Genomic DNA, 11816 nt, shown 5'->3' on the forward strand with positions numbered 1-11816 from the left:
GGGGATTAACAATGGATATTGTTAGTTTAGCGCGGTTCCAGTTTGCGATGACGACAGTCTTTCACTTTTTCTTCGTTCCGTTTTCAATCGGGACGGTCTTCGTTGTCGCAGTCATGGAAACAATGTATTACCGCACCAAGAACCCGTCATATAAGAAAATGACTAAGTTCTGGGGTAATATCTTCATGCTAAGTTTTGCTGTTGGGGTTGTAACTGGACTGATTCAGGAATTCCAATTTGGGATGAACTGGTCTGATTATTCACGGTTCATGGGTGATATCTTCGGGGCACCACTGGCCTTCGAAGCGTTGCTATCATTCTTTATTGAATCGACCTTCATCGGTCTGTGGGTATTTACCTGGGACCGGGTTAAGAAGGGCTTGCACTTATTCTTTATCTGGATGATCGTGTTTGGGACGGTCACGAGTGCCCTGTGGATTTTGACGGCGAACTCGTTTATGCAACACCCAGTGGGCTTTGCAATTCGTAACGGCCGGGCCGAAATGGTCAACTTCGGGGCCTTACTGTCTAACCCACAACTGATCTTTGAACTCAGTCACGTCCTGATGGGGGCCCTGTTAACGGGTGCAACCATCATCACCGGTTTGGCCGCCTTCCAACTGTTGAAGAAGCGGGCACTATCTGATGAAAATAAACAGATTTACCACAAGACAATGCGGGTTGGCCTCTGGTTAATGCTGATCTTCTCCCTCGGTTCCATTACCGCTGGGGACATGCAGATGCAATACCTGATTAAGGAACAGCCAATGAAGTTTGCCGCTACCGAAGCGGTTTACAAGACAACTAAGAGTCCAGCACCGTGGACGGTAGTTGGAATTGCTAATCCAAAGACCCACCAGGTCAATGGCAAGGTTGAGATTCCGGTAATGCTGAGTGTGCTTTCTTACCACAAGGCTTCTGGTTCAGTAACCGGGATGGAAGAAATTAACGCTCAATTAGAAAAGAAGTACGGTACCCACATTGATGGGCAAAAGATGAACTACTATGTTCCAGTTAACACCTTGTTCTGGAGCTTCCGGGTAATGTGTGGATTTTCTGCACTACTTGCCCTCGTTTCAATTGTCGGTCTGGTAATGACGAGGCGCGGCAAGGAGACACTTTACAATCACCGGTGGATGTTATGGGTAATGGCCATTCTTACCTTCTCACCATTCCTGGCTAACACCGCTGGTTGGTTCATTACCGAATTTGGACGGACACCATGGACAGTTTATGGCCTGTTCACCATCAAGCAGAGTGTATCGCCAAACGTTTCTGTTGCTTCACTGCTAACGTCAAACATCATTTACTTTGTATTGTTCACCAGCTTGGCAATTGTCCTGATTGCCCTGATCGTCCGCTTCCTGCGTAACGACCCGGTTGAGTGGGACGCCGCTCAGACTGATAAGAAAGCAACTGATCCATTTGCAAAGGGGGCCTTCTAAATGTCATTTCTACAAGCACTATGGTTCTTGTTAATTGGCGTCCTGTTCTCCGGCTTCTTCTTCCTGGATGGATTTGACTACGGAGTAGGGATGGCTGTCGGCACACTTGCCCACAACGAAGGTGAAAAGAGCCAAATCATTAGGACAATCGGCCCGGTATGGGACGGTAACGAAGTTTGGTTGATCACCGCCGGGGGAGCAATGTTTGCCTCCTTCCCATACTGGTACGCAACCCTCTTCTCTGGCTACTACTTGATCCTTTTGTTCATCCTGGTTGGCCTGATTTTGCGGGGGGTCTCATTTGAATTCCGTGCTAAGAGTTCAGATGAAAAGAAGCCGGTTTGGGACCGGATTATGGCCTTCTGCAGCTTCTTAGTACCATTCCTATTTGGGGTAATGTTTATCTCAATGATTAAGGGGATGCCAATTGACGCTGCTGGTAACATTCACGCCCACTTCTTTGACTACTTCAACTGGTTCTCAATCGTCGGCGGAATTGCCCTGGCCCTGCTGACCTACCTGCACGGTTTAAACTACATCACCTTAAAGACCAAGGGCCCCGTTTCCGAGCGTGCACAGAACTTTGCCCAGGCCCTTTACTGGGTCCTCTATGTTGGTGAAGTGGTCTTTGCCTTACTGCTGCTCTTCCAAACCGACTTTATCAAGGTTCACCCCGTTGCAACCTTGCTTTGCCTGGTCCTGATCGTTGGCTTCTCTGTTTGGGCCCACGTTTCGACCTTCAAGAATAAGCAGGGGTACGCATTTGCGGCAAGTGGTTTGACCCTGGTATCACTGGTTGCCTTAATCTTCTGTGGCCTCTTCCCACGGGTAATGATTTCTTCAATCAGTGCGAAATTTGACCTTGTTATCCAAAGCGCATCCTCATCCAACTACACTTTGATTGTGATGACGATTGCGACAGTTATTCTGGTACCTTGTGTACTGGCTTACACAATTTGGGCATACTGGATTTTCCGGAAACGGATTGAGATGCCTAAAGTTGGGGAGGCTAATTAATGATTGATCGAGAGCTATTTCAACTCGCGGGAGCTAAATCAATCAGTAAAAGGCTTGCGGGACTTGATGTTCTGCAAGCCTTTTTAATTATTGGTCAGGCGCTCGCCCTCAGTGCGGTCATTACCCGTTTATGGGCTGGCCACACCTTGAACTACTTGATGCTATTGGCATTTGTGGCTTGCTTTACGGGCCGCCAGTTGTTGGCCTGGTTAAGTAACCGCTGGTTGGATGACTATGCCGGAAAAACAGCCCAAAGCCTCCGCAAGCGACTCTTAAAGAAGCTGTTTGCAATGGGGCCCGCCCTGGTGCAAAAGCAGGGGACGGGGAGTATGATCACCATGGTGGTGGACGGAATTAGCGAGGTTCGTGAATACGTCAAGCTGACTTTCTCAAAGGTCATGACCATGATGATTGTTCCCGTTTTAGTCCTGATTGCCGCGGCCTTTCTAGATTGGAAGTCTGCCCTTATCCTGTTGATTATGTACCCCCTGATTGTGCTGTTCATGATTATCCTTGGGCACGCCGCTCAGGCCCGGGCGGAAAAGCAGTTTGGGAACTTTCAGAAGCTGTCCAACAACTTTATTGATTCCTTGCGGGGAATTGATACCTTGAAGTACCTGGGCCTCAGTAAGCGGTACTCCAAGAGTATTTTCCGCTCTAGTGAGCTGTTCCGGGGACGGACAATGCGGGTCCTCAAGGTGGCAATGCTGTCTACCTTTGCCCTGGACTTCTTTACGACCCTTTCCATTGCCGTAATTGCCGTTTATCTCGGTTTTGGCCTGATCAACGGGACCATCAACCTGTTCCCGGCTTTGGCGGTCCTGATTTTGGCACCCGAATACTTCCTGCCAATCCGTAACTTTGCGGGGGACTTTCACGCCACTTTAAACGGTAAGAACGCCTTTAAGAAGATTCACCAGCTAATCACGACCCCCGCTGAAAAGACAGTCGACCTGTCCCTTCATCCGTGGACGGCTGAGGACAAGTTGACGGTTGACAACCTCCAATTCCGCTACCCCAATGGAACGACGATTAAGCCCTTCTCCCTGGCCATTCAGGGCTACCGGAAGGTGGGAATCATTGGGATGAGTGGGGCCGGTAAAACGACCTTGATTAACCTCCTCAGTGGCTTCTTGACGCCGACAGGGGGGACGGTGACTGTTCAGGGACAGGCGGCGCCAACGCTGGATATCCCGGAATGGAAGCAGCAGCTCCTCTACATCCCCCAGAACCCGTATGTTTTTACGGCTACCCTGCGGGACAATATCGCCTTTTACACACCGGACGTTAGTGACGACGCGGTCCGTCATGCCATCCACGTTGTCGGCTTGGATGACCTTTTAGCCGACTTACCAGAAGGACTTGACACCGTGATTGGTAACGGGAAACGGGTGCTTTCTGGGGGGCAGGCACAGCGGATTGCCCTTGCCCGGGCCTTCCTGGATAAGAAGCGCCGGGTCATGATTTTCGATGAGCCGACCGCCCACCTGGATATTGAGACCGAGATGGACCTGAAAAAGCGGATGCTGCCACTGATGGAGCACCGGTTAGTCTTCTTTGCGACCCACCGTCTGCACTGGATGAAGCAGATGGACTACATCCTGGTGATGAACCATGGTGAGCTGGTGGAGCAGGGGACCTTTGCTCAGCTCCAGGAGAAGAAGGGCTACTTTACCCGGCTGATGAACGAAATGCGAGGTGAAAAGGAAAATGTTTAAAAAAGTACCACTCTTGAGGGCCCTCAAGCACGACCGGTGGGTACGGCCGTACCTGCACCACTACCGCAAGACGCTAATCCTGGCGATTTCTTTAGGAATCATCACCTTCATCTGTGGTGGGGGACTGATGTTTTGCGCCGGTTTCTTGATTAGTAAGTCGGCAACCCACCCGGAAAACATCCTCCTCGTCTACGTACCGATCGTTCTGACCCGGGCGTTCGGGATTGCCCGGCCAGCCTTTCGCTACGTTGAACGGCTGGTCAGCCACAACTGGGTCCTCAAGATGACCTCGCGCCTTCGCCAGAAGCTTTATGACAGCCTGGAAGAGGACGCCACCATCTTTAACAGTAAGTACCAGTTAGGTGATATCTTGGGGCTGTTATCCGATGATGTCCACCATATCCAAAACCTCTACCTGCGGACGATCTTCCCAATGCTGGTGGCCTGGGGCCTGTTTGCCATCATTGTCATCGCCCTGGGGATCCTTTCTCCCCTAATGGGCTTGTGGATGCTCCTGGTGTTTGCTTTGATGATAATTGCCATCCCCCTGTGGTCGGTCCTGGTGAACGGGGCCCGGCAGGAATACGAAAAACAGGTCAAGGATGACCTCTACGTCAACCTTACTGATAACGTCTTGGGGGTTGGTGACTGGGTCCTTGCTGGTCGGGGTAAGGAATACTTACAGCTTCATGATGAAAATGAGCTCCAGGTGCTGGCAACCGAAAAGGCCATGCACCGCTTTGAACGACTGCGTGACTTTCTCGTTCAGATGCTGGTCCTCTTGATGGCGGTCAGCCTGCTCTTTTGGGGAGCGGCCCGCTTTGGGGGACAACCAGGTGGCCCGGCAAACTGGATTGCGGCCTTTGTCCTGGCAGTCTTTCCCCTGATTGATGCGGTTGCTCCCCTCCCGGCGGCGGCCCAGGAGACCAACGTTTACACTAAGTCGCTTGTCCGCTTGAACGGTTTGAACGCTGGGCAATCAGCTCCCACGACGAAAGTTCCCCAACTGGCGGGGCCGTACGAAATCCGGGTCAAGGACCTCCACTACACGTACCCCCACACTAAGCGGCCCGTGCTACGGGGGATTGACCTAACAATTAAGCCGGGTGAGAAACTAGCTATCCTGGGGAAGAGTGGCGCGGGGAAGAGTACTCTCGCGGCGCTTTTGCGGGGTGACCGGGTCCCGACCAGCGGTGCCGTAACGCTGAATGGTGTTGCCACCAGTCAGTTTGGTGACCACATTGCCGACTACATTGGGGTTATCAACCAGCAGCCCTACCTCTTTAATACGACAATTGCAAATAACATCCGCCTTGGTAACGAAGAGGCTAGTGATGACCAGGTCTGGGACGTCCTCAAACGGGTCGGCCTCGCGGAGATGGTTAAGGCCTTGCCCCACGGTATCGAAACGAAGGTTGATGAGGCCGGTCTCCGCTTCTCTGGTGGTGAACGTCACCGGCTGGCCCTGGCGCGAATCCTGCTCAAGGATACCCCCATCGTCCTCCTTGACGAACCGACCGTTGGCCTGGACCCCATTACGGAACAGGCGGTCATTGACACGATCCTGAACCAGTTAGCGGGGAAGACCCTGATCTGGATTACCCACCACCTCCAGGGGATTGAACGCTTTGACCAGGTGGTCTTTATTGAAGACGGTCAGCTTGAGATGCACGGTAAGCCGGCCGAACTGTGGGCTAACAATGCCCGTTACCGTGAACTAAAAAAAGCCGATCAGGGATTGTAATCCCTAACTGGCTTTTACATGGTGCGCTTTAGTAACTGGTTTGCCATCTGGTGGAGAAAGCGGCGGGCCCGGTTATCAGGAAGCTTGGTGAGGTTCTCGATTGCCTTATTGGTAAACCGCCCCGCTAGTTGACGACTAGCCTTGACCGCGTCCGACGCAACGACAATTTCTTGGACCCTCTGCATGTCAGCGAGGGTCATTTGTCTTTTCTTGGCTAGTAGCGGGTCCAACTGGGTGGCCGCGCTTGGCTGCTGGAGGGCTAAAAGGAGGGGCAGGGAGTAGACCCCGGTAGCGAGGTCTTCAAGGACTGGCTTATTCAGTCCCCGTCCGCCGGTATAGTCGAGAATATCGTCGAGCATTTGAAAGGCAATGCCCAGGTTTTGACCAAACTTTGCGGCGGGCCTGGTCAACCGTTCGTCCCCACCGCCGAAGTGGGCGCCTTCCCGGGCGGCCAAGCGGAAGAGGGCGGCGGTTTTACCGTTGACGTTTTTAAGGTAGTCCTTGAGCCCCTGCTGGGTGTTGAACCGCTGCCCCATCTGTCCCAGTTCACCGTTTAAGATTTGGCGCATGCTGCGGGCGTTGGTGGTGAGGTAGCTGGATCCTGGCATTGTCTCAATCAGGAGGTCAAAGAAGACCGTAAAGAGCAGGTCACCGGCATAGACGGCGGTATCCTTCCCAAAGCGAGTCTGAATGCTGACCGCGCCCCGTCTCTTTGGCGAGTCATCGATGATATCATCGTGGATCAGGGTCGCCATATGAAGAATCTCAATCGACGAGGCGACCTTCACTAAGCGGTCATCATGCTCACTACTTTGCGGGTTGCATGCCCGGGCCGTTAACAACAGGAGGGCGGGACGGAGGTACTTGCCGCCGTTGTCGGCCATTGCCAAAAGGGCCGCTTCGAGGGACGGATTATTGCAGACAATCCGCTGGTGGATGCAGTCATTGACTGCCTGGAGCTGTGTGCTGATTAGTGGGTAATGTTGCCATCTATTTTTCATCGTAATAATTTTCCTTTTAATCAAAAATGCTTTAGTTATAATTATACCGAAAGGATGTGATTTGGTGTCACTAAATGTATTTTTAGAGCTTGTCGAAATTAAAGCCAAGACGGCAAGCGTCGTCCCTTTCCTCTTGGGGATGGGATTTAGCCTGTATTATTTTCATTCTATCAACTGGCTGTTAGCACTTATCTTCTTTGTAGCGATGTTCCTATTTAACATGGCAGTTGATATGCTTGATAACTACAATGACTATAACCACGCGGTTGACCAACAGAATTACAAGCAAAAGACCAATATTATCGGTCGGGAAAACCTGTCTCCCCACTTGGTATTAGGCCTGCTCGTCATCTTCACGGCAACCGCGGCTCTGCTTGGCCTCTCCCTGGTTTACTTGGCTGGGTGGCCAGTGCTGTGGATGGGGATCTTTTGCTTTGCCATCGGGATCCTGTATTCCTCGGGACCCCACCCCATTTCCAACTTACCATTTGGTGAATTAGCATCGGGCTTCACGATGGGCTTCATGATTGTCCTCTTAAGTGTCTACCTCAATTCCTACCAACAGTTTCAGTGGAACTGGGCAACCCTATGGCGGGTCTTCGTCATTGCCCTGCCAGATGAACTATGGATTTCTAACCTTATGTTAGCTAATAACATCTGTGATGCGCAAGAGGATGAGGATAATCACCGTAAAACAATCGTCCATTTTATCGGCAAACGGAATGCTTTGATCGCCTTTAGTGCTAAAAATGTTATCGCTTTCTTAGTGATCATTGCTTCTCCCTTGCTGGAGATTGCCCCATGGACAGTTATTTTATCATTAGTTATTGTACCTTTTACTTATCACCAGAACAAGTTACTTGTTCACAAGCAGATTAAGCGCGAAACCTTTATCTGTGGTGTTAAAATACTTTTAGTCGGATCGGTTGCCCAGCTATTAACCTACTGGGTTGGCATACTTTTGTAGAATGGAGGAGAAACGATGAAAAAGGTAGTTGTATTGGGGGCCGGATATGCTGGCCTAAAGACAGTCGTTGAGTTGCAAAAACAGTGTCGGGGTGAGGTGGAGATCACCCTGGTCGACGAGAATTCATACCACTATGAGGCCACTGACTTACATGAAGTGGCGTCAGGAAATCTCCCGGCCAGCAAGATCACTTTCCCAATTGCGGATGTCTTAGATCCAAAGATGACAACCTTACTGTTGGACCATGTTGAAAAGGTTAACGAAGCAGAAAAGACGGTTGAGTTGGCGCACCACCAGCCGCTTAAGTATGATTACTGTGTCTTTGCGTTAGGCTTTGTTTCCGAAACCTTTGGTATCAAGGGGGCCGAGGAAAACAGCCTGCCGATGACCAGCGTTAAGGAAGCCGAAGCAATCCACGCCCACATCATTGACCGGATGAAGGATTATCAACAGAGTCAGAACCCGGCGGACCTGAAGATTGTTATCTGCGGTGCCGGTTTCACAGGAATTGAACTGGCGGGGGCGTTGGCTGATGCCCGCTCGCGGTTTGCTAAGCTCGCCGGGGTGACCCCTGACAAGGTAACAATTGACATTATCGATGCTTCCAAGCGCCTGTTGCCAATGTTTAACGACAACCTAGCCGAATATGGTGTTAACCTGTTGAAAAAGCTCAACATCAACGTTATTACGGAGGCCCTGATTCAAGAAATCAAGCCAGGGACCGTCCTCTATAAGGGGGCCAATGACGAAGACGGAACCCCCTTGCACGAAATTAAGGGGAACACCATTATTTGGACGACCGGGGTCAGCGGCAGTCCAGTGGTGGCCGAATCTGGGCTCCAGCAACGGCGGGGCCGGGTAATGGACAGTGGTCACTTGACCGCCCCCCAAGACGATGAGCTCTACATGGTCGGGGACGTTGCGGCAGTGATGCCACCAGATGGTAAGCGCCCGTACCCAACCACGGCGCAAATTGCCTTGTCGATGGCTAATTACGTTGCCAAGGACATTGCCGCCCGTGTAAAGGGGACCAACCGGCCAGGGGCTTACACCTACAAGTCACTGGGAACAGTGGCCTCAGTTGGTAACACCCGGGCCTTCGGAGAGGCTAGTGGTCATTCCTTCAAGGGCTACCCTGCTTCGGTCCTCAAGAAGATGATCATGAACAAGTCGCTCATGGAATTAGGGGGCTTCAAGGAGCTCTTTGCCAAGGGCCGCTTTGACCTTTACCACTAGAATTGAATACCTATTAAGCTAGTAAGAACATCGTCCCCAACGGCGGTGTTCTTTTTGAAAACGGGCAAGGAAACATGTTCTTTTAAGGACGTGATGAATTACCTATTTTTTTATTCTTTAATCGAACATACGTTTTAGAGTATGACATAATATCCTTAACAGAGAGTGGTATTCAGGTATTAATTAGCTTTGCTAACTGGCCAGTGCTGAAAGATTGTGGTGAAATGACACAAATTATAAAGGGAATCAAGCTTCGCCTATATCCCAATGCCCAGCAAAGGGAACAATTGTGGCAGATGTTTGGTAATGATCGTTTCGTTTGGAACCAAATGTTGGCGATGGCTAAGGAACGATATCAAAATAATCCCAGTAGCCGCTTTGTCAATGAATATGGGATGAATTATCTACTGAAGAGGCTTAAGCAAGAATACCCATTCCTTAGGGCGAGTGACTCAACTAGCTTCCTCATCGTTAATCATAATCTCGCCCAAACTTTTAAGATGTTATTTAAACATCGGGGCGGTTACCCACGTTTTAAATCGCGTCGTGCTATTCGCCAAGCTTATACTGAATGGATGATGAACCAGTACCAGGAATTGTCGAAAATTCAAAAAGAGAATAAATAAAAGAGAGATTGTGGCACAAATCGAAAATAAAGGTCCCCAGTGTATATTGACACTAGAGACCTTTTGCCTTAAGTTCATTTATTTAACTGCTTCTTGTCCGCGGACGTTCCAGGTCGTCAAGAAGATCAGACAGGCGACGATGCTGGCAACTAGGATCAGGACAAAGCCCATGTGCCAGCCGGCCATGTCAACGACCCAGCCAAGGACAGCGTTGGCGGAGAAGGACCCGAAGAAGTAACCAAAGAGACCAGTTAATCCGGCAGCAGTACCGGCGGCTTTCTTTGGTACTAGGTCAAGGGCTTGCAGGCCGACCAACATGACCGGGCCGTAGATCAGAAAGCCGATCGCCACCAGGGCGGCGTTAATTACCGCCAGGCTGTTTGCCGACATGTAGACCACGAGGAAGACGGTTACCAGGACCATGTAGCAGAAGCTGGCCGGACCCCGCCGGCCATGAAAGACGTGGTCAGAAACCCAACCGGCCAGCAGGGTGCCGGGAATCCCGGCTAATTCGTACCAGAGGTAGGAGGCACTGGCACTGCCAAGGGTGATTCCCTTCACCTCGGTCAGGTAGGTCGGGACCCAGTTTTCCACCCCGTAACGGACGAGGTAGACGAAAATATTGGCACAGGCGATAACCCAGACCCACTTATTATTGAGGACGTGCTTGAAAAGGAGCTCCTTGGTGGTAAAGTTGTGCTCGTTGAGCTGGTGATTCTTGTTTGGATAGTCATTACGGTACTCCTCGATTGGTGGCAAGCCGACCGATTCAGGACTGTTACGCATCAGGATAAAGGCGATAACGGCAATTACGATTCCGGCAATGGCGGGGATAATGAAGGCCCCGTTGAAACTCTTGATACCGAGCGAACTTGCCGCGATCAGGACAATCCCCCAGTTGGCCAGGGGTGCCATCAAACCGCCGCCGACGTTGTGGGCTGTGTTCCAGAGGGCGGTCTTACCACCCCGCTCGTTAAGGGAAAACCAGTGGACCAAGATCCGGCCACACGGGGGCCAGCCCATCCCCTGAAACCAACCGATGATAAACAAGACGATGAACATGGTCGTGATGTTACTGGTTAGCGCGGGGATGAAACCGAAGGCCAGGTTGGTTAAAGAAACCAGCAGCAGACCGAGGGGCAGGAAAATTCGGGCATCGCTCTTGTCGGAAACAATCCCCATTACGAACTTACTAATTCCGTATGCTAGGGAGACAGCGGAGAGGGCTAGCCCTAACTGTCCCTTTGAGAAACCTTCCTTGATTAACCCGGGAATGGCGATTGAAAAGTTATTTCTTAATAGGTAGTAACCGGCGTAACCAACGAAAATACCGATAAAGACTTGCAGGCGCAAGCGACGGTAGGTGGCGTCGATTTTACTCTTGTCCATATGAAAATACTCCTTACTGATAAATTATTCAGCATTAATTGTACTACTGTTTGCCATAGTTAAGGACAAAAAATAAAGGGCTTCCATGGGGAGAAGCCCTTATCAATCATTAATTCTGGTTGGTAGTCATTCGTCTGCCTGTTTCTTTAGTGTTTCCGCAATTTCCTTGAGGTATTGAACTTCGGGACTTGGTGCGGCCGGCTTTTCTTCCTTCTTGTGGAAGTGGTTGATAAATTTAACCAGCAGGAAGACAACGAAGGCGATGATGATAAAGTTAATGACGGCGTTTAAGAACAGACCGTATTTAAACTGGGCGTCGCCAACGGTCAGGACGAGGTTTGAAAGATCAATTTTCCCGATGAAAAGACCGATCAGGGGGTTAATCAGGTTGTTGACCAGGGAATTAACGATGGCCGTAAATGCTGCCCCGACAATGATCCCGACAGCCATGTCAACAACGTTCCCGCGGGCAATAAAGTCTTTGAATTCCTTGAGCATGATGAGCCTCCTTTTTGACTATCTTTCGTATTATTATTTTATCAATGGAATCAGGCTCGTGACTACGGTTGATTATTGAGATTTAAGAAATTTTAAGTCCCGGAATGTCAATTTAAATTAGAAATTGGTCATCTGTAATATACTTCATGAATACTTCCAAAGGTGTTTGATAATT

9 protein-coding genes and 1 pseudogene are annotated in these 11816 nt (G+C 50.4%); 7 read left to right on the forward strand and 3 right to left on the reverse strand.

The window, feature by feature from the left end:
• Positions 1 to 11: 11 nt before the first annotated feature.
• From QOS01_RS04330 to cydC, 4 genes are read left to right on the forward strand one after another with little or no spacing between them, the layout of a single operon-like run.
• The gene (locus QOS01_RS04330; RefSeq protein WP_283621253.1) at positions 12 to 1445 is read left to right on the forward strand and encodes a cytochrome ubiquinol oxidase subunit I; all 1434 of its coding nucleotides are present in this window, start codon (positions 12 to 14) and stop codon (positions 1443 to 1445) included.
• Positions 1446 to 2462, forward strand: coding sequence for a cytochrome d ubiquinol oxidase subunit II (gene cydB, locus QOS01_RS04335; protein WP_283621254.1), 1017 nt, complete (start codon positions 1446 to 1448; stop codon positions 2460 to 2462).
• The gene (cydD, locus tag QOS01_RS04340) at positions 2462 to 4180 is read left to right on the forward strand and encodes a thiol reductant ABC exporter subunit CydD (RefSeq protein WP_283621255.1); all 1719 of its coding nucleotides are present in this window, start codon (positions 2462 to 2464) and stop codon (positions 4178 to 4180) included. The genes cydB and cydD overlap by 1 nt, the downstream gene beginning before the upstream one ends.
• Positions 4173 to 5924, forward strand: a complete 1752-nt coding sequence (gene cydC / locus QOS01_RS04345; RefSeq protein ID WP_283621256.1) for a thiol reductant ABC exporter subunit CydC — start codon at positions 4173 to 4175, stop codon at positions 5922 to 5924. Before cydD ends, cydC begins: the two co-directional genes overlap by 8 nt.
• A gap of 14 nt (positions 5925 to 5938) precedes the next feature.
• Here cydC and QOS01_RS04350 read toward each other — a convergent pair whose 3' ends face one another.
• Positions 5939 to 6925, reverse strand: coding sequence for a polyprenyl synthetase family protein (locus tag QOS01_RS04350; protein ID WP_283621257.1), 987 nt, complete (start codon positions 6923 to 6925; stop codon positions 5939 to 5941).
• A gap of 64 nt (positions 6926 to 6989) precedes the next feature.
• Between QOS01_RS04350 and QOS01_RS04355 the strand changes: the two genes are divergently transcribed.
• From QOS01_RS04355 to QOS01_RS04365, 3 genes and pseudogenes are all read left to right on the forward strand, one after another.
• A complete protein-coding gene (locus QOS01_RS04355; RefSeq protein WP_283621258.1) occupies positions 6990 to 7892 on the forward strand; it encodes a prenyltransferase in 903 nt (300 codons plus the stop codon).
• Positions 7893 to 7907: 15 nt separating this feature from the next.
• Positions 7908 to 9128 (forward strand): NAD(P)/FAD-dependent oxidoreductase, encoded by a 1221-nt coding sequence (locus QOS01_RS04360; RefSeq protein ID WP_283621259.1) that lies wholly within the window; start codon positions 7908 to 7910, stop codon positions 9126 to 9128.
• A 224-nt stretch (positions 9129 to 9352) separates the two neighbouring features.
• Positions 9353 to 9697: pseudogene (locus tag QOS01_RS04365) on the forward strand (helix-turn-helix domain-containing protein); the annotation flags it as partial.
• 135 nt (positions 9698 to 9832) lie between these two features.
• Here the strand turns inward: QOS01_RS04365 and pgtP are convergent.
• Positions 9833 to 11143 carry a phosphoglycerate transporter protein PgtP gene (gene pgtP / locus QOS01_RS04370; RefSeq protein ID WP_283621260.1) on the reverse strand — a complete coding sequence of 437 codons (1311 nt, stop codon included), beginning with the start codon at positions 11141 to 11143 and terminating at the stop codon, positions 9833 to 9835.
• Between the two features lie 126 nt (positions 11144 to 11269).
• A complete protein-coding gene (mscL, locus tag QOS01_RS04375; protein ID WP_283621261.1) occupies positions 11270 to 11641 on the reverse strand; it encodes a large-conductance mechanosensitive channel protein MscL in 372 nt (123 codons plus the stop codon).
• Between the last annotated feature and the right edge of the window lie 175 nt (positions 11642 to 11816).

This window comes from Limosilactobacillus avium (assembly GCF_947381485.1).
Taxonomy (GTDB): domain Bacteria; phylum Bacillota; class Bacilli; order Lactobacillales; family Lactobacillaceae; genus Limosilactobacillus; species Limosilactobacillus avium.

Bases quoted from the DNA above. Each gene is read 5' to 3' on its own strand.
- mscL (WP_283621261.1), bottom strand. From the start codon at position 11,641: ATGCTCAAGGAATTCAAAGACTTTATTGCCCGCGGGAACGTTGTTGAC.
- cydB (WP_283621254.1), top strand. From the start codon at position 1,446: ATGTCATTTCTACAAGCACTATGGTTCTTGTTAATTGGCGTCCTGTTC.
- QOS01_RS04360 (WP_283621259.1), top strand. From the start codon at position 7,908: ATGAAAAAGGTAGTTGTATTGGGGGCCGGATATGCTGGCCTAAAGACA.
- QOS01_RS04350 (WP_283621257.1), bottom strand. From the start codon at position 6,925: ATGAAAAATAGATGGCAACATTACCCACTAATCAGCACACAGCTCCAG.
- pgtP (WP_283621260.1), bottom strand. From the start codon at position 11,143: ATGGACAAGAGTAAAATCGACGCCACCTACCGTCGCTTGCGCCTGCAA.
- QOS01_RS04330 (WP_283621253.1), top strand. From the start codon at position 12: ATGGATATTGTTAGTTTAGCGCGGTTCCAGTTTGCGATGACGACAGTC.
- cydD (WP_283621255.1), top strand. From the start codon at position 2,462: ATGATTGATCGAGAGCTATTTCAACTCGCGGGAGCTAAATCAATCAGT.
- cydC (WP_283621256.1), top strand. From the start codon at position 4,173: ATGTTTAAAAAAGTACCACTCTTGAGGGCCCTCAAGCACGACCGGTGG.